We start from the raw sequence: 21239 nt of genomic DNA on the forward strand, positions 1-21239 counted from the left end.
TCACTGCCCCCGTCCACCAGGACGGGGGCCTCCTCCACGTGATCGGGCTCGCATCACCCCAGCAGGCGCAGCACCGCCGGCAGCGCCAAGGCGGTCAGCACCCCGGACATGGCCATCGCGAGCGCCGCGAAGGCACCCTGGACCGGCCCCTCCTGGATGGCGCGGCTGGTGCCGATGCCGTGGGATGACACACCCAGTGCCAGCCCCCGCAGCCGCGGGTCCGAGACCCCCACCAGACCCAGCAGCATCGGCCCGAAGACCGCTCCCAGCACACCGGTGAGCACCGTCAGCACCGCCGCCAGGGAGGCGATGCCGCCACTGGAGTCGGCCAGCACGATCGCAATCGGCGTGGTGGCGGACTTCGGTGCGATCGTCGCCTCCAACGCGAGCCCTCCGTGCAGCGCCCGGACCACCACGATGCCGGTCGCCATCGCCGCGAGACAACCACACGCCACGCCAGCCAGGACGGGCAGCGCCAGCTGGCGGATGGAGCTCGAGGCCCGGTGCAGTGGCACGGCCAACGCCACCGTCGCCGGACCCAGCAGGAAGCTGAGGAAGCTGCCGCCCACCAGGTAGTCCTGGTAGGTGACACCCGAGAGCTCCAGGAAGGCCACCACCAGCGCAATGGCCACCAGGACCGGGGTGAGCAGTGCCGAGCGACCGGAACGGTGCCACAGGCGCAGGGCAACGGTGTAGGCGGCGACCGTCAGCGTGATGCCGAACAGGGGCGAGCTGAGGAACTGGTGCCGGGTCCCGGCCAGCGAGCTCATGCGTCCACCCGCCCGTCGGGACCGGGCGCCACGGGCTCCGGCTCCAGTCCGTCCATCCGCTCCCCATCGGCCACCAGCTCGGGTGCCTGCGTGGCGAGGCAGTCGGTTTGCCGGTTCTGGCGGCCGGGAAGGGCAGTGCCCAGAGCCAGTCGTGCAGCTCCGACCGTGGCCAGGAGCCCCGCGGCCCAGCCCAGCACCATCGCGGTGCTGATCGGCAGCCATTGCTGCCGGATCACCGACACGCAGCCCACCAGGCCGACGCCCGCGGGGATGAACAGCAGCGGCAGCTCGTCCAGGATGCGGTTGCCGGCGCGCATCACCGGGGCCTGCTCGTGCGGTGGTCGCACGGTGAGGTGTGCCAGCAGCAGGAGCATCCCCACCACCGGTCCTGGCACGGCCAGGTGCAGGCTGCTGGCCAGCAGGGTCCCGAGGGCCTGGAAGGCGAACAGGGCGAGCAGTCCTTCGATCATCACTTCTCCCGGCGGTGACGGCGCACCGCGTCGTCATTGTCCGGCATGACCGCCCGCATGGTCACGATGCGTGTGGTCCGACCACAGCATAGCGCGCGGTCGGAACCGGTTCAGCGACGAATTCGGCGCCGCTTCGACGCGGCGCTCTCCTGGCGTCGCTCCTCCTCGCGCGCCAGCTTCTCGCGCTCCCGGATCTTCTCGTCGCGCAGGCGTGCAGCCTCGGCGGCCTCCCAGTGCCCCGGCACGGTCATCACGTCGGTCCTGCGGCGCAGCGGCAGGTCCACCTCGGAGTACTTGCGCGGCACTGCCGGCTGGTAGCTGGTGGCGATCCATGCCGCCGCGAACAGGATCAGGCGTGCGAACAGGTTGAAGAAGAGCATCACGATGATGATGTTTCCGAAGACCACCGTCGACAGGCTGCGGCTGAAGATCTCGATCACCTGCGTCGTGCCGTACAACAGGCCCGTCATCAGCACGCCCGAGGCCAGCGAACCCTTCAGCATGTCCTTCAGGGGCGCCTGGTACTGCGGCAGGACGTGGAAAAGGAACCAGAACAACAGGCTCGACAACACCACCGTCAGCGCCATCGCTCCCACCTGGAGGGTGCCGGCCACCCCAGCCGTTTGCTCGATGCCCAGCCAGGCCACCACCCGGTCGGCGAAAGTGCCTGACAGGGTCACGATCGTGAAGGAGACGGCCAGCGCCAGAATCAGCGCCACGAAGTAGAACAGGTTGACGAAGCGCTCCACCAGCCAGTTGCGCCCCGGTGGGCTCATGTCGAACTCCGGGCGCCACTGGGCCCGCACGGCGCCGCGCAGGTTGCCCATCCATCCCGAGCCCGAATAGGCCGCCGCCGCGATACCCAGCAGCAGCAGGTTGCGCCAGTTGTTCAGCGCATCCTCGATCATCTGGATCGCCTGCGGGCCACCAGCCACCACGCCGATCTCCCGCACGGCCACGTCCTTGATGCGCAGCAGCCAGTCGGGCCGGAAGACAGTCAGCATCCAGCCCAGGAAACTGAAGGCGAACATCAGTGCAGGGACCAGCGTCAGCACCGAGAAGTAGGTGATGCCGCCGGCCAGCTGGTTTCCCATCCGGTTCTGGAAACGGTCATTGGCCCGGATCAGGTGCGCCGACCACGGCGTGCGCTTGAGCCAGCGCCACACTCCCATCGCCTGCCCCCTGCCGTGTGCTGCCGATCACGTCGAGCACAGCGTATCGGCTCGACACAAGGACCCCCGCACCGTCGAGCGACGGCGCGGGGGCCCTGGTGGTGAGGCGTGCCTCTGCCCGGATCAGTCCTCGAAGCTCTCCACCGGCGGGCAGGAGCAGACCAGGTTGCGATCCCCGTGCACCCCGTCGATGCGCGCCACGGCCGGCCAGTACTTGTCCCGGCCGGAACCGGCCAGCGGACCGGTGTGACGGCCGGCCGGGAAACCGGCCTCGGTGCGGCTGTACGGGTGGCTCCACTCGTCGGCGGTCACACGAGCCAGCGTGTGCGGGGCATTGGCCAGCGGATTGTCCTCCAGCGGCCACTCGCCCGACTCCACCTTCGCGATCTCGCCGCGGATGGCGATCATCGCCTCGCAGAAGCGGTCCAGCTCGTACTTGCTCTCGCTCTCGGTGGGCTCCACCATCAGCGTGCCAGCCACCGGGAAGCTCATCGTCGGCGCGTGGAAGCCGTAGTCCACCAGGCGCTTGGCGACGTCGTCCACGGTGACGTGGCTGGACTTGGTGATCGCACGCAGGTCGAGGATGCACTCGTGCGCCACCCGTCCGTCAGCGCCGGCGTAGAGGATCGGGTAGTGCTCCTCCAGGCGCTTGGCGATGTAGTTGGCACCCAGCACCGCGTTCAGCGTCGCCTTGCGCAGACCGTCCGGACCCATCAGGGCGATGTAGGCGTACGAGATCGGCAGCACGCCAGCCGAACCATAGGGCGCGGCAGCAACCGGGCCGTAGGAGGTCTCGGGGCCGGCCTCGGCCACCAGCGGGTGGTTGGGCAGGTAGGGCGCGAGGTGCTCCAGCACCGCCACCGGGCCGACACCCGGACCGCCGCCGCCGTGCGGGATGGCGAAGGTCTTGTGCAGGTTGAGGTGGCTCACGTCGCCGCCGAACTTGCCCGGCTGGGCCAGGCCCGCCAGCGCATTCATGTTGGCACCGTCGACGTAGACCTGGCCGCCAGCGGCGTGCACCAGCTCGGACAGCTCGGTGATGGTGTCCTCGTAGACGCCGTGGGTCGACGGGTAGGTCACCATGATCGCGGCGAGCTCCTCGCGGTGCTTGTCGACCTTGGCGCGCAGGTCGTCCATGTCGACCGAACCATCGGCAAGGCTCTTGACCACGACCACCTTCATGCCGGCCATTGCGGCCGAGGCGGCATTGGTGCCGTGCGCCGAGGACGGGATCAGGCAGATCGTGCGCTGCTCGTCGCCGTTGGCGATGTGGTAGCTGCGGATCGCCATCAGTCCCGCGAACTCGCCCGCCGAACCGGCATTGGGCTGCAGGCTGACACGGTCGTAGCCGGTGATCTCCTCCAGCATCCGGCACAGCCGCTCCACCAGCTCGGTGTAGCCGATGGCGTCCTGGGCCGGGGCGAAGGGGTGCAGGGCCGCGAAGCCGGGGTAGCTGATCGGCTCCATCTCTGCGGTGGCATTGAGCTTCATGGTGCACGAGCCCAGCGGGATCATGCCCTTGTCCAGGGCGAAGTCGCGGTCGGACAGGGCGCGCAGGTAGCGCAGCATCAGCGTCTCGGAGTGGTAACTGTTGAAGACCGGGTGCAGCAGGTAGTCCTCGCCACGGGCGTGGCCGGCCAGCGAACCCACCGGCTCCGAGGCCAGGTCCAGTCCGAAGACCTCGGCCAGCGCCTGCAGGGTCGACTCGTCGGTGTCCTCACCGACCGAGATGCCGACGTGGTCATCGTCCACCAGGCGCAGGTGGATCCAGTGCTCACGGGCCTTGGCCACCAGGTCCGCGGCACGACCGGGAGCACTGACGGTCACGGTGTCGAAGAAGTCGGTGCTCGACAGCTCGAAACCGGCCTTGGTCAGGGCACCGGCCAGCTGCCGCGCCTGCTCGTGGATGGCATCGGCGATCGAGCGCAGGCCGTGCGGGCCGTGGTAGACGGCATACATCGACGCCGTCACGGCCAGCAGCACCTGCGCGGTGCAGATGTTGCTGGTGGCCTTCTCGCGGCGGATGTGCTGCTCACGGGTCTGCAGGGCCAGGCGGTAGGCGGGCGTCCCGTCAGCATCGACCGAGACGCCCACCAGGCGGCCGGGCATCGACCGCTCCAGGCCCTCGCGCACGGCGATGTAGCCAGCATGTGGGCCACCGTAGAACAACGGCACACCGAAGCGCTGGGAGGAGCCCACCGCGATGTCGGCACCCCAGCTGCCCGGCGACTCCAGACGTGTCAAGGTCAGCAGGTCGGCTGCGGCCACCACGGTGGCACCGTTCTCGTGGGCCTTGTCGGCGATCTGGCGCAGTTCCTCCACCGGGCGCACGCGGCCGCTGGTCCCGGGGACCTGGACCACCACGACGAAGGCCTCATGCTGCTGCAGGGCGGAGACCAGGTCGTCGGCCTCGACGACCTCCCAGCCCAGGGCCAGCGCGCGGGTACGCACGACGGCGGCGCTCTGCGGGAGGATGTCGGCATCCAGCAGCACCACATTGCCCTTGCGGGTGGTGCGGCGGGCCACGCCGGCTGCCTCCGCCACGGCCGTCGCCTCGTCCAGCAGGGAGGAGCCGGCCGTGGTCATCCCGGTCAGCTCTGCCACGACGGTCTGGAAGTTCAGCAGGGCCTCGAGGCGTCCCTGGCTGATCTCGGGCTGGTAAGGGGTGTAGGCGGTGTACCAAGTGGGGTCCTCGAGGACATTGCGCCGCACCACCGGTGGCGTGATCGTTCCGTGGTAGCCCATGCCGATCATGGCCGTCATCGGCTTGTTCTTCGCGGCCAGCCGGCGCAGGTCGTCCAGGACGCCGGTCTCGGTCACCGCGGCCGGCAGGTCCAGGGGCTGCGGCATCCGGATCTTCTCGGGAAGGGCCTCGACCAGGTCGTCGAGGGTCTCCAGCCCGAGGGTCTCGAGCATCCCTGCTCGTTCGCTCTCGCTCGGCCCGATGTGCCGTGCGCCGAAATCATGTGCCAGAGGCTTCGTCACCATGGCCACACGATAGCGGCCCCAGTGAGTGACGATTCACCGCGGTGGCGGCGCCTCACCCGGCCCGCAGCGCCGGTTCCCTCCTCAGCGCCCGCCGAGGCTTCTCGACCCGTTCGGTGGGCAGCTCCGCCAGGCTCCCCTCGATATCACGCCAGACCCCGCCCAGCGCGATCGCAAACATGCCCTGGCCGCCTCGCAGCAGGTCCACCACCTCGTCGTCCTCGGTGCATTCGTAGACCGAGACCCCGTCGCTCATCAGGGTGACGGCGCTGATGTCCTGCACTCCCCTGCGCCCCAGGTGCGCCACGGCGACCCGCACCTGTTGCAGCGAGATGCCGGCGTCGATCAGCCGCTTGACCACTCGCAGCAACAGGACGTCACGGAAGCTGTAGAGGCGCTGGGAGCCCGAGCCGTCGGCGGCCCGGATGCTGGGGCGGACCAGATCGGTGCGGGCCCAGTAGTCCAGCTGGCGGTAGGTGATGCCCGCCACACGGCAGGCCACCGGTCCGCGCAGACCGAGGTCGCCGGGCAGCGGCGAGAAGTCACCCTCGAACAGGGCGTCCTGTCCCACGGTCACCTCCTCGTCCATGGTGCTGTTCTGGTTGGTCGTCACAGTCCGACGCTAACGCCCCGGATTCGGCTGGCCCACCGAAGACGCCGATCGGGCCAAACCCTCAAGAAGCCTTGAAACTTGCCCTGACAAGGTATGACGCATTCGTCCTCGCGGAGGCCGGCAAGTCTGAAGATTCTGTCACCGGGCTCGCCGATCATGCGGCGGGACCGTCGAAGTCGTCCGGGCTGACGTGGTCCAGGAACTCGCGGAAACGCTCCACCTCGTCCTGGGCCGGCTCCTCCAGCTCGATGCCCACGCGCTCCAGGAGCTCCTCGGGGGCCACCACCGTCAGGCCGGTGCGCACGGCCAGCGCCACCACGTCGGAGGGGCGTGCCTGGACCACGTGGCCATCGACGTGCAACTCGGCGAGGAAGGTGCCCTCGACCATGTCGGTGATGCGGGCCTGCGATGGTTCGTGCCCCAGCACGGTCAACAGGTCGGCCAGCAGGTCGTGGGTCAACGGGCGTGGCGGGACCAGTCCGTCCATGGCCTGGGCGATGGCTGCGGCCTCCCCTGCCCCGATCCAGATCGGCAACACCCTGCTGCCGCCCGACTCGCGCAGCAACAGGATGGGTGAAGCGGTGGGGGCGTCCATCCGGACACCGATGACGTCGAGTTCCCGCATGTCCAACACCCTAGCCCGACGACGAAGGCACGCGGTTCAGCGCTGGATCAGGCTGTGCATCATCGCCGCGTGGGCGTGGACCACGAGCTGGGTCACCTCACGGGTCGCCTCGGCCGACTGGCTGGCCTGGCGGCGACGGTAGGGCGCGACGGCCTGCTCCACCAGGCCCGCCTCGCGCTCGGCGGACTGCTTGATCGCCCGCAGGTGGCGGGTGTCCATGCCATAGGCCTGGAGTTTGCGCGCCACCACGCAGATCGTCAGGGCCTCGCGGCCGTAGAAGCTCGACTGGCGCCGGGGCATCACCAGCTGCTGGCGCTCGAGGTCGATCAGCACGGCCTCGGAGATACCGGAGGCGGCCAGCAGCTCACGGCGGGTCATCCGCAAGGGCTTGCGCGCGCCCGCCGCGCGCGGGCGCACAGGCCGTCGCACGGGCGACGACTCCTCGGTGAGGCTTGGCGACGGGGGCGTGGACGCTGCCGGGGCAGGCGCCTCCAGGCTGGGCGGCTGCTCCCCCCTGTCCATCAGGTCCAGGTGCTCCCGGATGACCTTCAGGGGCAGGTAGTGGTCACGCTGGACCGTGAGGATGTAGCGCAGCCGCTCCACGTCGGCGTCGACATAGCGTCGATAGCCCGACGGTGCCCGCTCGGGGGCCAACAGACCCTCGCTCTCCAGGAAACGGATCTTGGAGATCGAGATGTCGGGGAATTCCGCCTTCAGCGCGGCCAGGACCTGGCCGATCGAGCGGTGGTGCTGGGGCATCAGTGCGGTCCGGGCTCACCCACGAAGAAGACCATGCGGAACTTGCCGATCTGCACCTCGTCACCCTGGCGCAGCACGGCATCGCCATCGACCAGCGTACGGTTCACGTAGGTTCCGTTGAGGCTGTTCTGGTCCGCCACGACCCACTGCCCGTCCACCTTGCGGAAGAGTACGTGGTGGCGCGAGACGGTGATGTCGTCCAGGAAGATGTCTGAATCGGGATGCCGCCCGGCTGAGACCTCGTCGGAGTCCAGCAGGAAGCGTTCACCCACCTCTGCCCCGCGCTCGACCACGAGCAGGGCATTCTCCCCGGACAGGGCCTGGACGGCAGCCATCTGGCCGGTGTCGATCTCCACGGTGCCGGTCTTCTCGGTCACCACGGGGATCATGCGGGTCGTGTCGCCGGTGACGGCCTCGGACCCAGTGAGGCGTACACCGCAATTGGCGCAGAAGTTCGCGCCGGCGCCGGAATCGGCGCCACATCGGGGGCATTCAACCATCGTCTTGTTCTCCATCTGCCGTGACCGTGCGGGGGACGGTCACGCCTCCGAATGCGGACATCTTGCGACGGCCACCGTCCAGGGCCGGGTGACCGCCGCAGGCGTCCATTGTGTCACCGGGGCCACAGCGGCCCCAGCATCACTCGCCGACGGCCTCGGCGTAGGCGTCGCTGTCGAGCAACGAATCGGTGTCGCTGTCCTCGGCCAGCTCGATCTCGAAGAGCCATCCGTCGCCGTAGGGGTCCTGGTTGACCGTCTCGGGCGAGTCGGACAGGGTCTCGTTCACAGCGGTCACGACGCCGCCGACCGGGGTGAAGACATCGGAGACACTCTTGGTGCTCTCCAGCTCGCCACACGAGTCACCGGAGGCGATCTCCTCCCCGACGGTCGGCAGGGAGACGAAGACGATGTCTCCCAGCGCGTCGGCAGCGAAATCGGTGATGCCGATGCGAACAGTGCGTCCATTGCCGGCGCGCACCCACTCGTGCTCCTCGCTGTACTTCAGATCCTCGGGAAAACGGGACATCGCAATTGCTCCTTCGCAAGGTCTCCCGGGCCATCTCCGGGGCTGGCCCACTCAGACTAACGTGCCTTGGCACGGGGCACGACACGGTGGGGGGCCAAATGGCGGCGCTCGTCAGGCCGGACGCGCGAACTGGGGGGTGGGCGGGGTGAAGAGCGAGTCGATGCGCACCTCTTGGAGGCGCTGGATCTGCACCTGGCCGCCGACTGCCTCGGCCTGCACCTGGCTCACCAGTCCGCCCCGGAAACGGGCGCCCTCCTCGAGGGAGTGTGGGTCACCGATGACATCGAGCACCAGCGGGGTGCGCACCGGGTGGCCGTTGACCAGCAGCAGGTCGTCACCGGAGCCGAACCAGGTCTGGGCCACCACGCGCTGGGCGTCGTTGACCTCGATCGCCTCGGCACCGGCATCGCGAAGTTCCTCCACGGCATCCAGCACGATCTCCGGCGTGAGGCCATGGCCCGGGTCGTTGATGACGATGCGCACCCCAGGGCCGACCGCCGGCAGGGTGCCATTCAGGATTCCCAGTTCGGCCACGCGCCGCGCCTTCTCACGCTCCGCGATGCGTCGGGCGTCGGCTCCCGAGGCCAGCTGCTGCTGCGTGCGCTCCAGCTGGCTGGCTTCCTGGGCCAGGCGCCCCTGTTCGGCGGTGAGCTGGTCCAACAACTGCACCAGGTCGGTGCGGCGCATGCTGGCATAGGAATCGGCCCCGGCCCTCTGGTGCACCTGGGCCACCATCAGGAAGCCCAACAGGGAAAGCGCCAAAGCCATCAGGAGCTGGCCTGCCCCGGGCCGGAAGAAGTCGTGCAGGATGCGGTCCCAGGCCGGGTACCGCTCGCGCAGGCTCGAACGCCCGGCGGGCCGACGCGGGCTTGCGCCGGACTCACTCGGGTCCACCTGCTCGGGCTCAGGCATGGATCAGGGCCCGTCGGATCGCGGCGGCATTGGTGAAGATGCGGATGCCCAGCACCACCACGACGGCGGTCGACAGTTGGGAGCCGACGCCGATCAGATCACCCAGCCAGACGATCAGGCCGGCGATCAGGACATTGCTGATGAAGCTGACCACGAAGACCTTGTCGGTGAAGGTGCCACCCAGATAGGCGCGCAGGGCACCGAAGAGGGCATCGAGGGCGGCCACGATGGCGATCGGCAGGTAGGGCTGCAGTCCCACGGGCAGCGTCGGCTCCAGCCAGAGACCCAGGGCGATCCCCGCCAGCAGTCCCAGCAGTGCGATCATCCTTGCTCCTGCCGTCGAATCGCCGTCATCTCCATGTCATCCATCATGCCTCGCTGCCGTTCATCGTTCCGGTTCGGCCAGCCGGGTGCCCAGGCCAGGGTCGGCGTCCAGTCGCAGCTCATCGGCGATGGTCACCTCGTAGCCCAGCCGGTAGTTGTCCTTGAGGAAGGTCCACCAGTGCCCGCCCGGGGTTTCGTTCAGTGCAGAGCCCAGCCGTCGGGGGTCGCCAATGGCCTCGAGCTGGTAGGGATGGCCCAGCGAACGATAGTCGACGGTGATCGCCGAGCCCGCCCCGCGGATCGCGGTGCGGCTGGAGAGCCGGTGACCGTTGATGGCGATCGCCTCGGCGCCAGCCCCCCACAACCCATTGACCAGCCGTCGCAGGTCCTGGTCGGTCACCCGGGCAGGTTCACCCCTGGCGGGTGCCGGGGCGTCATCGACCTTCACCACGATGCCCGGCCCCACGACGGGTCGCAGGCCAGCCATGGCCTCCGCCGCCACCTGCTGGGAGGAGACGCTCGGCAGGGACCCTGCCTCGGCCCGTCGCACCTGCTCGTCCAGGGTTGCCACACGCCGGCGGGCCTGGTCCTGCTGCGCCTCGGCGGACTGGACGCGGGCGATGAGCTGCTCGCGCTCTACCTGTGCCACGGGCGCCTGCCTGGTCGTCATTGCCGCCGCCATGGTCACCAGCACGGCCGCGAGGGCCAGTGCCACGGCCGTCAGGGCCGGCCTGCGCGGCGGGCGTTCTCCCGCGACCGCTTCATAGTCCGGATCCACCGCCGTGCGGGTGATCGAGGTCAGCAGGTCCATGCTGGCGTCTGGCCTGGGGACAGCGCCCGACTCGGCGTCGGGGGTGCTGGCCGGGGGTGTCACCCGGCCAGCCTAGGCGATCAGGCCTCGGGGGTGGCCAAGATGCGCAGCGCGTCGTGGTAGGCCCGCACCACCTCTGGCCCGACCCGGTCCCAGGAATAGCTTCGGGCCAGCGCGATGCCGCGCGCGGTGGGGTGCTGGTCGCGCTCGAGCGTCCTGAGCACGGCCGCGGCCAGGTCATCGGGATCGCCGGCCCGGAAGAGCTCCGCCACCGGACCCTGGCCGTCGCTGACCACCTCGCGGAAGGCGGGAAGGTCGGCGGCCACCACCGGCGTCCCACAGGCCAAGGCCTCAAGCAGCACCAGCCCGAAGCTCTCGCGGCCCGTGTGCGGAGCAACATAGGCATCACAGCCGCTCAGCACCCGATCGCGGGCCTGGTCGTCGAGAACCCCGAGGAAGTCGACCCCCTCGAGCACGCGAGCACGCCCCGGCCCGATCACCAGTGTGCGCGCTCCGGGATGGACCTGCCTGACCAGCTCCATGGCGGCGAGCAGGACCGGCAGGCCCTTGCGGGGCTCGTCATGGCGCCCCACGAAACAGATTCGGGGGCCGGGCTCCGCGATCTTCGCATCCCTCCGTCCGTCGTGCAGGACGGGTCCGTCCTGGAAGCCTGTCGGATCGAGGCCATTGGGCACGACTCGCTGCGCTCCCGCGCCGTGATGCTCGGCGACCTGCGCCGCGACGCGACTGACCGCGAGCCGCACCGCGATGCGCGACATGGGCCGCCCCAGGAAGCGGTGGGCCAGGGCGAGCACGCGCGAGCCCGGGTTGGCGGTGTGGGCCGTGGCCACCATGGGTGCCCTCGACAGGACCACCGACAGGAGGGCGATCGAGGGTGTCATGGGCTCGTGGACGTGCACCACGTCTGGCTCGATCCGTCGCAGCGCCCAGTGCAACCGCAGGACCGCCAGTGGTCCGGCACCCACCCGGGCCGTCGATCCGTTCCAGCGCATGGCAATGGCCGGGCCGGTTGCGTGGATGCGGGATGGGTCGATGCCCCACTGCTGGGCCCGCTGGTGCGACAGGCGGCCCGGAGCCACGAGGTGTGCGTCGTGGCCCTGGCAGACCAACCAGGCGGTGAGTCCGAGCGCATGGTTCTGGACCCCGCCCGGCACGGACAGGGAGTAGGGGCACACGATGGCCACGCGCAGCGCAGTCATGCCCAATCGGTCGCCTGGTCGTCGAAGAAAGGCACCAGCATGTGCCAGTCGGTGACGTTCTGGGCCACCTGCTCGGAGAAGAAGTCGGCCAGGTCCTGCGTCATCGCCGTGGTGGCCGCACCGTGCGGCGTGATCGGGTCCGAGAAGACCAGTCGCATCCCGTCGGCGGTGAAGTGGGCGGCGCAGCCCAGCAGGGTCGCCCCGGTACGACGGGCCAGCATCGCCGGACCCATCGGCAGCCGGACCGTGTGGGTGCCGTCGGCGCAGCGCCAGCGTACGGCCGCGCCGCCGATGGTGAAGGTGCGGTCGCTGACCAGGCAGACCATGCGGCCGGCGCGGGCGTCTCCGATGAGCTTGGCCATCACCCGGGGGTCGTCGTGGGCGTGGACGGTGAAGCCCAGCTGCTGGCGGGCGGCGACATACCAGTCGAAGTCGGGCACCCGCTCGGCGACGGTGGAGACCGGCAGGCCCAGGGCACAGGCCCAGGCGCCGGCGAGGTCCCAGGAGCCCATGTGGGGCAGGGCGACGACCACTCCCCCGCGGTTGTGCAGGTCGACCAGCCCGTTGCGGTCCTCGGGGCTCACCTCGACCTGGGCCAGCAGCCGCTCGGCCGGCCAGCGCCCCAGCTGGGTGGAGAGCACCAGGTTGCGCGCCCAGGAGTCCATGGCCATGGCGGTCTCGGACCGGGTCGGCGGCCGCCCGAGCACGACGGCAGCATTGTCCTGCCACTGGCGAACCCCCTGGGCTGGGGCAAGTGCGGCGGCCCGGCCCACAATCCTGGCGGTGGGCCGCCACACTCCTTCGGGGACATGGGCCATGCCCGTGAGCAGGCGGGACAGTCGCGTCATCGGGTCTCGCGCTGGTGCTCTGCCGCCACGACCGCCTGCGGGTCGACCACGATGCGCCCTTCGGCATCGGCCTGGCGGGCCTGGTCGCGCACCTGGTGCATGCGCTGCAGGACGGTGAAGGTGCTGGCCAGCAGCAGGTAGCACAGGGCCAGCGGCATCGCCCAGACCAGGCCCAGGCCGGTCAGCAGCATGCCGAGCAGCAGCGCGAGCAACCGGTCACCCCGTGCGGCGAGGCCGCCCCAGACCTTGAATCCCAGGGCAAGCCCCCGAGCCTTGGCATAGCTGGTGACCTGGCCCATGACCAGGGCCCCGATGGCCACGCCACACCACAGAACGGAGTCGCCGGCACCGGCATACCAGAGGGCGACGGCGCCGAAGATGGCGCCATCGGCCACCCGGTCGAGGGTGGAGTCCAGGAAGGCTCCATAGCTGGACCCCTTGCCGCTCATGCGAGCCATCTGGCCGTCCACGCCGTCGGTGAGCACACAGAAGGTGATCGCCAGCGCTGCCTGCCAGAGCAGACCTGCCGGAACCAGCCACAGCGAGATGCCGATCACCAGCAGCGTCCCAAACCACGTGACCATGTCGGGCGTCATGTGTAGCGCCAGGGCCAGTTTGGCGCCCGGCGTCATCAAGACCGAGTAGAGCCCCCGAAGCCGTTCGACCATCGCTCAGGCCTCCGCTGCCACGTCCGGCCAGGCCTCGGCCAAGGCCTGACGGGCGTCGTCGAGCAGCTGCGGAACGGCTCGCGTGCGGCCGATGATGGGCAGGAAGTTCGCATCGCCCTCCCACCGCGGCACGACGTGCTGGTGCAGGTGGGCGGCGATCCCCGCGCCGGCCACCGCACCCTGGTTCATGCCGATGTTGAAGCCGTGCGGGTCCGAGACCTCGGTCAGAACCTTCATCGCCGTGCGCGTGAGGCTGGCCATCTCGTCCACCTCGGCCTGGTTCGCATCGGTGTACCAGGAGATGTGCCGGTAGGGGCAAACCAGCAGGTGTCCGGGCGAGTATGGGAAGAGGTTCATCACGACGAAGCAGTGCTCGCCGCGATGGACGATCAGCCCCTCGTCGTCGGGACCCTTCGGCTTGGTGCAGAAGGGACACTGCTTCTCGGTGGCATCGATCGGCTTGGAGTCGCCCTTGATGTAGGCCATCCGGTGCGGCGTCCACAGGCGCTGGAAGGCGTCCGGGACGCCCGCCATCGACTCGGCCGGGTCGATGCGGACCTCCTGCTCGCCGCTCATCAGGCCTGCCCGGCAGGCTCTGCGTCCTGCACCGTGGCCTCGGCGACGGGCTCGGCGGCCGACGGACTGTCATTGCGACGCGAGCGCACCCACTCGACGACCTCCTGCACGGCCTGGTCGACCGGCACGCCATTGCGCTGGGAACCGTCGCGGAAGCGGAAACTCACCGCGCCCGCCTCGCGGTCCTCGCCTCCGGCGATCAGCATGAAGGGGACCTTCTGCTTGGTGGCATTGCGGATCTTCTTCGGGAATCGGTCGTCGGACTGGTCCATCTCGACGCGGATCCCCTCGGCCTCCAGCTTGCCGAGCACCTCGGAGAGGTAGTCGTTGAACTCGCCGGCCACGGGGATGCCCACCACCTGAACCGGGCTGAGCCACGCGGGAAAGGCACCGGCGTAGTGCTCGACGAGAACGCCGAAGAAGCGCTCGATCGAACCGAACTTGGCGGAGTGGATCATCACCGGCTGCTGGTGGCTGCCGTCACTGGCTGTGAACTGCAGGCCGAAGCGCTCGGGCTGGTTGAAGTCGTACTGGATCGTCGACATCTGCCAGGTGCGGCCAATGGCATCCTTCGCCTGGATCGAGATCTTGGGGCCGTAGAAGGCGGCGCCGCCCGGATCCGGTACGCACTCCAGACCGGACTCCTCGGCAGACTGGCGCAGCACCTCGGTGGCGGTCGCCCACTGCTCGTCGGAGCCGATGAACTTGTCCTTCTTCTTGCCGTCCTCGTCGCGGGTGGACAGCTCCAGGTAGAAGTCGTCCATGCCGAAGTCACGCAGCAGCGTCAGCACGAACTGCAGCAGGTGCTTGATCTCGGCGGGTGCCTGCTCAGGAGTGACATAGCTGTGCGAGTCGTCCTGGGTGATGGAGCGCACCCGGGTGAGGCCCTGCAGCACGCCCGACTTCTCGTTGCGGTAGACGGTGCCGAACTCGAACAGGCGCAGCGGCAGCTCACGGTAGGAACGGCCACGGCTTCGGAAGATCTCGTTGTGCATCGGGCAGTTCATCGCCTTGAGGCGGTAGGCGGTGCCGTCGTCATCCATGGCCGGGAACATGCCCTCGGCGTAGTAGGGCAGGTGACCCGAGGTGTAGAACAAGTCCTCCTTGCTGATGTGCGGCGTCTTGACGTAGATGAATCCGTTGTCGATGTGCGCCTGGCGGACGTAGTCCTCCATCTCGCGGATGATGACTCCACCCTTGGGGTGGAAGACGGGCAGCCCGGCGCCCAGGGTCTCGGGGAAGCTGAACAGGTCCAGCTCGCTGCCCAGCTTGCGGTGGTCTCGCTTGGCGGCCTCCTCCAGGCGCACCTGGTAGGCCTTCAGGTCCTCCTTGGTGGCCCAGGCGGTGCCGTACAGGCGCTGCAGGTGCGCCTTCGACTGGTCACCGCGCCAGTAGGCCGCGGAGCTCTTGGTGAGCGCGAAAGCGTTGATGTAGCCGGTGTGCGGCACGTGCGGGCCGCGACACAGGTCATACCAGGCCACCGAGTCGTCCCGGCGACGGTTCTCGTAGATGGTCAGCTCGGCACCGCCCACCTCCACCGAGGAACCGTCCTCGTCATTGCTGCCGCCCTTGTCCTGGATCAGCTCCAGCTTGAAGGGCTCGTGCTGCTCGGCCTCGACCGCCTCCTCCTCGGTGACGACGCGACGCACGAAGCGCTGGCGCTCCTTGACGATGCGCTGCATCTGCTTCTCGATCTTCTTCAGGTCCTCCGGGGTCAGCGGATCGCACTGGAAGTCGTAGTAGAAACCATCGGTGATGGGAGGGCCGATGCCGAGCTTGGCATCGACGAAGAGGTTCTGGACGGCCTGCGCGGCCACGTGCGCAACAGAGTGGCGCACGATCGACAGGCCCTCTTCGCTGGTCATCAGGACGGGTTCGACGACATCACCGTCGGACAGTTCGCGTGCGAGGTCGAGGGTCTCGCCGTTGACGTGCATGGCGACGATCGAACGCTCCTGACCGAACAGTTCGAGCCCCGTGGTCCCGGTGTCGACCACCTGCTCGGAGCGTTGGGCATCCTGCTCGACGATGATGGTGAGTGACACGAGGTTTTCCTTTCGAGGTGACGCACGCCCAGACAGGGGACGCGCGCTGCCGGGAGTCCCGGCGGGTTGACCCGTCCATTCTGCCCGACGACGCCATTCTCGTGTGAACGCCGCTGCGTGTGCATGGGTGCTCTGGCTGGGAAAATGAAGTAGGGCCCCGGCACCAGCCGGGGCCCTACTGTCTTGTGGTGGGCGACACTGGGTTTGAACCAGTGACCTCTTCCGTGTCAGGGAAGCGCGCTACCACTGCGCCAGCCGCCCGAGGTGGAGACGGGATTTGAACCCGTGTACACGGATTTGCAGTCCGTTGCCTCGCCTCTCGGCCACTCCACCATTGGGTGAGTCCTCACCGTCTTGGATGGGGGCGAGAGCCTCTCCGAGCGGACGACGGGATTCGAACCCGCGACCCTCACCTTGGCAAGGTGATGCTCTACCAACTGAGCCACGTCCGCATGTGTTGCCTTCGGAAGGAATCTCTTCTCTTCCTCGTGCTGAGCACTCGACTTAGCTTAGTGGAAGTCTCCCTGACTTCCAAATCCGCTCTTTCGTTCCCGGCTCTTCACGTGCCGTTCGCGGTCGGTGCGTTGAGAACACTAGCCGAGCCCTGTTGGCTGCGCAAATCGCCCCTGGGGAGCCCCGGAGGGCTTGACGAGGCCATCCAGAGGGACCGCGCTCAAGGGTGCCCTGCTGCCACGCGTGCCCTGGAGTGGACTCAAGGCAGGGCGGCAAGCACGCCATCGGTGCTCATGTGGACCGGATTTGTGCGCTTCCAGAAAGGCCGCTAGTGTTTCTCTTCGCAAGGGCGATTGGCGCAGTGGTAGCGCGCTTCGTTCACACCGAAGAGGTCACTGGTTCGAACCCAGTATCGCCCACCCTGCAAGGGAGGCCCCGACAGCTGTTGTCGGGGCCTTTTCCGTTTGCGGCGGCGTGCGTGACGAGGCCAGGGCGCCGCAGTTCCACGCGCCACTCAGTGGTGGGCACTTCGGTCGCCTCGGCTCGCCTCTCTCACCTGTTCCAGCGGGGGAAAGCACATCCCGTCTCGTTCGGGACCGGAGTCCGCGCGCCGACACCCACCGGCAAATCTCTGGTGAGGATGCTTGGAAGCCACACACCTTGCGCGCACGGGTGCTCGAACAGGGGGTTCCGGTGGAAAATTTTTTGTGCCCGTCAATTCACGTCCTTTTTAGTGGAACTTCAAAGACATCTTCTGTGGCCGTGGCTCGAGTTGGCGGCCGACGCCGCGAACCGGGGGCGGCACTCCGAAGATCCTGCAGTTGAAGAGCCTCGATCGGGTAGCAAAAAGCATCCACATAGTGAGATATAAATCCACTATCTGGACACACGCTTGCCAGTGCGAGTCCTGTGCGAGGACTGTTGTCGGGACGGCAATGGAGCCGAAAGTCCCACTGACAAGAAAGAAGGCTCCTGATGACCGCACCCGCGCTCGTGCTGCTGGCCCATGGCTCCACGGATCCTCGAATCGCCGGACAGCTCCACGAACTTCGCCGATCGATGCAGCAGGCGCGTCCCGACCTCGACGTCTCGCTCGCCTTCCTCGACCACTGCCCTCCGTCCGGTCCTGCCGTGGTGCAGGCACTGGCAAAGAGGGGCGTGAAGGAGATGGTCTTCGTCCCCCTGGAGCTGTCCAGCGCCGTCAACGTGGACCAGGCCGCTATCGATGTCGTCGAGCTCCTGCGCCACAACCACCCATCCGTCTCGATGCAGCTGGCCCGTCCCGTGGGTCCGGCCACGGACCTGCTCAATGTGCTGGACCAGCGCCTGCGCGAGGCCCTGCGCGCCTCGGGCGCCGGCGAGCTTGACGCGCTGGTGATCTCCGTCCCCCAGACCGGCGACGCACGAGGCAATGCACTGCTGGCCCGCCGCGCCCGTCAGTGGGGCTCGCACCACCGCCTGCCCTGCCTGGTTGCTGCCAACGACTCCCCCGCCACCGACATCGCACACGCCATGAGCGCCCTGCGTGCCCAGGGCCGTCGCCACATCGCGGTAGGAAGCCTCTACGTCTGCGGCGACCAGTCCTTCCGCCTCCAGCGGGCCACCGCGCTCAAGGCTGGTGCCGTGGCCGTCTCGGAGCCCATCGGAGCACACGAGGTCCTGCTCGAACTGGTAATGGCCCGCTACGCCTTCGCGGCCATGGACCTGCTGGACCACGCCCAGCTGCAGGACGAGGCAACGCTCAGCGTGGCCATCTGACGAAGGACGGCAACGAGGGGCCCACACGGCATCGAGTGGACCCCTCGTCCCTTCCTGCAGGGGATCAACTCCTGGCCAGACGCGCCTTCTCCTTCGCGACGTCGAAGTCGGCCACCGGCCAGCTCAGCTCCATCTCCTCGAGCCTCTCCAGCAGGAGCTGGGCCACCGCCCAGTTGCGGTACCACTTGCGGTCTGCCGGGACCACGTGCCACGGGGCCGGGTCGGTATTGCACCTCTCAAGCAGGTCCGCATAGGCCTCCATGTAGGCCGGCCACTTCTTGCGTGCGTCGATGTCGCCCGGGTTGTACTTCCAGTGCTTCTCGGGATTGGCCAGACGCTCGGCCAGCCGCGCCCCCTGCTCCTCACGGCTGACGTTGAGGAAGCACTTGATGATCTTCGTCCCACTGGCCGCCAGGTCAGCCTCGAACTTGTTGATCTGCTCGTAGCGCTTCTCCCACTCCTCGACGGGGACAAGTCCCTCGACCCGCACCGCCAGCACGTCCTCGTACTGGGACCGGTCGAAGATGCCGATCATGCCGGGACCAGGCAGGGCCTTGCGGATGCGCCACAGGAAGGAGTGGGAGAGCTCCTCCTTCGTGGGCTTCTTGAAGGCCTTCAGGGCAATACCCTGGGGATCGACCATGCCGATGGCGTGACGGATCACGCCGCCCTTGCCGGAAGTGTCCATCCCCTGCAGCACGACCAGGACGCTCGGTGCGTCCTCGTGCTCACGGCCGTTGGCGTAGAGCCGCTCCTGCAGCTCGTCGAGGCGCTGCCCGACCAACTCGCTCTGGGCGGGGGCGTCAACCTTCCCCTTGCCCGGATAGCCAGGCGTGGCACGCGAGTCGAGCGAGGCCACGTCGACCGGGCCCTGGGGCAGGCGCAGCAGTTCGTGCAGGCTGGTCTTCCTGCCCTCAGCGAGCTCCTGCTCGGAGGACGACTTGTCAGACTTCTTCTTCTTGGACATGCCCGTCATTGTGATCGAGGTGAGGCCCGGGCGGAAGGATTCTCGACCTGGGCGAAGTCGGATCTCGGGCGCTCAGTGGTCCTTGCGGGCACGGCTGGGTTGCACCCGGGGCGGCTCACCGGGCATCTTCGGGGTGCCTTGCCCAGTAACGCTATGCGGATCGCCTAGCCAAGCGCGGATCGGTGAAGCGCTGTGGCGGGGGATATCAGGTGAACACTCACCGCATATAGGAGAGACCCCGGCACCCATGTCTCAGGATACCGGGGTCTCACCCGCAGTGGCGCAGGTCGCGGTCATTGGTGGGAGCGTTGCCACCTTCCACGCCTTCACCGTCGAATTCCTTGAAGCCGGTGTTGACGCCGACGTGCGGGGGTCTATGTGGCCCGCTTGCGGTACCTGTTCAGCACGGCGAGCTCGGGCAGCGTCCAGCCGGTGAACCCAGCATCGACCTGGAAAGGGCCGGTGGTCTGGCCCACCTGCTCGGGGTTTGCGGCCAGCCTGCCCGACGCCGTGGTGATGACCGCTGCGAGGTCTTCGGCCGGGGTCCCGCCGACGAACCCGCGGCCACGGGTGTAGCCCTTGGCCAGTGCCGTGATTACGGCCACGGGATCGTCAAGGTTCATCAGCGGGTAATCCCGGTCAGGGTGACGATGGCCTGCGGGTTCAGCGGCTTCACGTCGTAGCGGGAAGTCACGCGGATGGCCTGCTGGTCGTAGTCGCCGTAGGTCTGGTCGAGCAGCTTCACGGACGGGCTGGCGTCGCGGGCGACGGCCACCTGGGACATATCGGCCAGTGCGGCGCGGCCGGTCGGGGTCCCGCCGGTGGTGTTCGGGATGCGGTTCGAGATGACCACCGGAGCGCCCCACAGGCGGAACACGCCGTCGGCGGTCGGGTCGGGCTGTAGCAGGTACTGGCCGGTGTTGTCCTTGACCTTGCGCAGCGCCACGAAGTCGCCGGAGGTCAGGAACCACTTGAGGTTGGCCATGCTGACGTTGGCGCCCAGTGCCATGCCCCACGCGGTCAGCAGGTGGTCGAGGTTCAGCGCACCACCCACGGCAACGTTCTGGGTGCCCGCCCATGCGAACATGCCCTGCGGGGTGGTGATGCCGTCACCGGACGCGCTGAGCAGCTGAGTGTCGAGCTTTGCGGCCACGTCGGCCACCAGCCGATCCTTGAGCACCTGGTCGAGGCTCACGACGGACTGACGGGCCAGCTCGTTGCTGTAGCGGGTCAGGGTCTTGATGCTCTTCATGGTGGACGGCAGCAGGCTCACCTCGTCGAAGTCGGGGTTGGCCTCGGGGATCAGCTCGTTCTCACCCACGAACTGCACGTCGGTGGGACGCGGTGCCTTGGGCAGGCGCAGCGGGCCGGTGGTGTCGAAGATGCGCGGGCCAGCGGCGAGGAACACGCTGGCGGCCTCCAGCGGCTGCACAAGGATGGTGGCGACCTGGGTTGCGGTCAGCTCGCCGGTGGCGACGCTGCCAGCGGCGGCCGTCTGGGTCTGGGTGGAAAGTGCCATGGTGTGACTCCTGGTGGTTGAGGGGATCATCTGATTGACCGCCTGACCGCCTGGGCCACGAAGCGAGGGTGCCGGGATCAACCCGACACCCTCACTATCGCATACCCCTGGGGGTATTTCAAACTATGTCGACAACTTGAGGTTGAGGACGTATCCGGCTGAGGAGGCCCACGGTCCAAGGCTCCAGTCTTCGGGCTCGCCGTCCATCGCGTATGTCTTCCCGCCGAAGCGAACCTTGTCCCAATTGGCGAGCGTCCACGGGGCGAACAGGCGGTACTTGGTCACCCAGATAGCGGCCGACGTGACCGCTGCCTGATTCGACGCGGACGGGGCGAACCCGTAGGCCATGCGGGGCTCGTCCTTGTAGGCGTAGATGATGCCGTTGCGGGTGTCCTTCTTGCCGGTGTCATAGCGGATCATGGCAATGACGGGGAGTCGTGCAATCACTGTTCCATCCTCCTGTCAGGCTCGGGCACGGAGCATGCCGGCGAGATCCACCGAACCGGTGGCGGAGCCCACCGACCCCTGCCCCACGTCGCCTCGGGGGCGTCGGCTGGCAAGGTGGGGCTTGCGGCCCAGCAGCTCGTCGATGGCTCCCGAGAGCTCGTCGGGGTCCTCGAGGGCCTCGTCCGAGTAGGGCAGGTCGGTGGGGTCAGCGAGGCGTCCAGTCGCCCGGACCCGCTCAACGAACAGGGCGTGTGCCAGGTCTTCGGACATA

The 21239-nt window shown here is 68.2% G+C and carries 23 protein-coding genes and 4 tRNA genes; 2 read left to right on the forward strand and 25 right to left on the reverse strand.

Features of this window, described 5'->3' with window-relative positions; translation table 11 throughout:
- Positions 1-53: 53 nt before the first annotated feature.
- From ACHFFZ_RS12185 to ACHFFZ_RS12280, 20 genes are all read right to left on the reverse strand, one after another.
- Entirely contained in the window at positions 54-770 is a 717-nt protein-coding gene (locus tag ACHFFZ_RS12185) for an LrgB family protein (protein ID WP_394276879.1), read from the reverse strand.
- Positions 767-1240: a CidA/LrgA family protein gene (locus tag ACHFFZ_RS12190; RefSeq protein ID WP_394276880.1), complete on the reverse strand. Its 474-nt coding sequence runs from the start codon at positions 1238-1240 to the stop codon at positions 767-769. The genes ACHFFZ_RS12185 and ACHFFZ_RS12190 overlap by 4 nt, the downstream gene beginning before the upstream one ends.
- A 110-nt stretch (positions 1241-1350) precedes the next feature.
- A complete protein-coding gene (locus tag ACHFFZ_RS12195) occupies positions 1351-2412 on the reverse strand; it encodes a YhjD/YihY/BrkB family envelope integrity protein (protein ID WP_394276881.1) in 1062 nt (353 codons plus the stop codon).
- Between the two features lie 123 nt (positions 2413-2535).
- On the reverse strand, positions 2536-5400 hold the full coding sequence (gene gcvP, locus ACHFFZ_RS12200; protein WP_394276882.1) for an aminomethyl-transferring glycine dehydrogenase: 2865 nt from the start codon (positions 5398-5400) through the stop codon (positions 2536-2538).
- Positions 5401-5452: 52 nt separating this feature from the next.
- Positions 5453-5986, reverse strand: coding sequence for a MerR family transcriptional regulator (locus ACHFFZ_RS12205; RefSeq protein WP_394276901.1), 534 nt, complete (start codon positions 5984-5986; stop codon positions 5453-5455).
- A 178-nt stretch (positions 5987-6164) separates the two neighbouring features.
- A complete protein-coding gene (locus ACHFFZ_RS12210) occupies positions 6165-6635 on the reverse strand; it encodes a bifunctional nuclease family protein (protein WP_394276883.1) in 471 nt (156 codons plus the stop codon).
- A 36-nt stretch (positions 6636-6671) separates the two neighbouring features.
- Complete coding sequence (locus ACHFFZ_RS12215) at positions 6672-7394, reverse strand: MerR family transcriptional regulator (RefSeq protein ID WP_394276884.1); 723 nt, start codon at positions 7392-7394, stop codon at positions 6672-6674.
- Positions 7394-7909 carry an FHA domain-containing protein gene (locus ACHFFZ_RS12220; protein WP_394276885.1) on the reverse strand — a complete coding sequence of 172 codons (516 nt, stop codon included), beginning with the start codon at positions 7907-7909 and terminating at the stop codon, positions 7394-7396. The genes ACHFFZ_RS12215 and ACHFFZ_RS12220 overlap by 1 nt, the downstream gene beginning before the upstream one ends.
- A 124-nt stretch (positions 7910-8033) precedes the next feature.
- Complete coding sequence (gene gcvH, locus ACHFFZ_RS12225) at positions 8034-8420, reverse strand: glycine cleavage system protein GcvH (RefSeq protein ID WP_394276886.1); 387 nt, start codon at positions 8418-8420, stop codon at positions 8034-8036.
- A gap of 111 nt (positions 8421-8531) precedes the next feature.
- Entirely contained in the window at positions 8532-9332 is an 801-nt protein-coding gene (locus tag ACHFFZ_RS12230) for a DUF881 domain-containing protein (RefSeq protein ID WP_394276887.1), read from the reverse strand.
- Positions 9325-9657, reverse strand: coding sequence for a small basic family protein (locus ACHFFZ_RS12235; protein ID WP_394276888.1), 333 nt, complete (start codon positions 9655-9657; stop codon positions 9325-9327). Before ACHFFZ_RS12235 ends, ACHFFZ_RS12230 begins: the two co-directional genes overlap by 8 nt.
- Positions 9658-9717: 60 nt before the next feature.
- Positions 9718-10530 (reverse strand): DUF881 domain-containing protein, encoded by an 813-nt coding sequence (locus ACHFFZ_RS12240; RefSeq protein WP_394276889.1) that lies wholly within the window; start codon positions 10528-10530, stop codon positions 9718-9720.
- Between the two features lie 17 nt (positions 10531-10547).
- On the reverse strand, positions 10548-11687 hold the full coding sequence (locus ACHFFZ_RS12245; protein ID WP_394276890.1) for a glycosyltransferase family 4 protein: 1140 nt from the start codon (positions 11685-11687) through the stop codon (positions 10548-10550).
- Positions 11684-12535 (reverse strand): hypothetical protein, encoded by an 852-nt coding sequence (locus ACHFFZ_RS12250; RefSeq protein ID WP_394276891.1) that lies wholly within the window; start codon positions 12533-12535, stop codon positions 11684-11686. Before ACHFFZ_RS12250 ends, ACHFFZ_RS12245 begins: the two co-directional genes overlap by 4 nt.
- The gene (pgsA, locus tag ACHFFZ_RS12255; protein ID WP_394276892.1) at positions 12532-13203 is read right to left on the reverse strand and encodes a phosphatidylinositol phosphate synthase; all 672 of its coding nucleotides are present in this window, start codon (positions 13201-13203) and stop codon (positions 12532-12534) included. The genes ACHFFZ_RS12250 and pgsA overlap by 4 nt, the downstream gene beginning before the upstream one ends.
- Before the next feature lie 3 nt (positions 13204-13206).
- Positions 13207-13779 (reverse strand): HIT family protein, encoded by a 573-nt coding sequence (locus ACHFFZ_RS12260; RefSeq protein ID WP_394276893.1) that lies wholly within the window; start codon positions 13777-13779, stop codon positions 13207-13209.
- On the reverse strand, positions 13779-15824 hold the full coding sequence (thrS, locus tag ACHFFZ_RS12265; protein WP_394276894.1) for a threonine--tRNA ligase: 2046 nt from the start codon (positions 15822-15824) through the stop codon (positions 13779-13781). The genes ACHFFZ_RS12260 and thrS overlap by 1 nt, the downstream gene beginning before the upstream one ends.
- A gap of 186 nt (positions 15825-16010) precedes the next feature.
- Positions 16011-16085 (reverse strand) — tRNA-Val (locus ACHFFZ_RS12270).
- A gap of 1 nt (position 16086) precedes the next feature.
- Positions 16087-16157, reverse strand: a tRNA-Cys gene (locus ACHFFZ_RS12275).
- 46 nt (positions 16158-16203) lie between these two features.
- Positions 16204-16276: transfer RNA gene (locus ACHFFZ_RS12280), tRNA-Gly, on the reverse strand.
- Between the two features lie 348 nt (positions 16277-16624).
- Between ACHFFZ_RS12280 and ACHFFZ_RS12285 the strand changes: the two genes are divergently transcribed.
- Both ACHFFZ_RS12285 and ACHFFZ_RS12290 read left to right on the forward strand, forming a co-directional pair.
- Positions 16625-16696, forward strand: a tRNA-Val gene (locus ACHFFZ_RS12285).
- Between the two features lie 556 nt (positions 16697-17252).
- Positions 17253-18035 (forward strand): sirohydrochlorin chelatase, encoded by a 783-nt coding sequence (locus ACHFFZ_RS12290; protein WP_394276895.1) that lies wholly within the window; start codon positions 17253-17255, stop codon positions 18033-18035.
- Positions 18036-18099: 64 nt separating this feature from the next.
- On the opposite strand, the gene ACHFFZ_RS12295 is transcribed toward ACHFFZ_RS12290, so the two are convergent.
- The 5 genes from ACHFFZ_RS12295 to ACHFFZ_RS12315 all read right to left on the reverse strand — a co-directional run.
- The gene (locus ACHFFZ_RS12295) at positions 18100-19002 is read right to left on the reverse strand and encodes a PPK2 family polyphosphate kinase (RefSeq protein WP_394276896.1); all 903 of its coding nucleotides are present in this window, start codon (positions 19000-19002) and stop codon (positions 18100-18102) included.
- Between the two features lie 374 nt (positions 19003-19376).
- Positions 19377-19625: a hypothetical protein gene (locus ACHFFZ_RS12300; protein WP_394276897.1), complete on the reverse strand. Its 249-nt coding sequence runs from the start codon at positions 19623-19625 to the stop codon at positions 19377-19379.
- Entirely contained in the window at positions 19625-20521 is an 897-nt protein-coding gene (locus tag ACHFFZ_RS12305; protein WP_394276898.1) for a phage major capsid protein, read from the reverse strand. The genes ACHFFZ_RS12300 and ACHFFZ_RS12305 overlap by 1 nt, the downstream gene beginning before the upstream one ends.
- A gap of 123 nt (positions 20522-20644) precedes the next feature.
- Positions 20645-20968 carry a hypothetical protein gene (locus ACHFFZ_RS12310; protein WP_394276899.1) on the reverse strand — a complete coding sequence of 108 codons (324 nt, stop codon included), beginning with the start codon at positions 20966-20968 and terminating at the stop codon, positions 20645-20647.
- Between the two features lie 15 nt (positions 20969-20983).
- Positions 20984-21239: hypothetical protein (locus ACHFFZ_RS12315; RefSeq protein WP_394276900.1), on the reverse strand; the 256-nt coding region annotated here is incomplete at its 5' end.

The sequence above is a fragment of the Luteococcus sp. genome, assembly GCF_043424415.1.
Classification (GTDB): domain Bacteria; phylum Actinomycetota; class Actinomycetes; order Propionibacteriales; family Propionibacteriaceae; genus Luteococcus.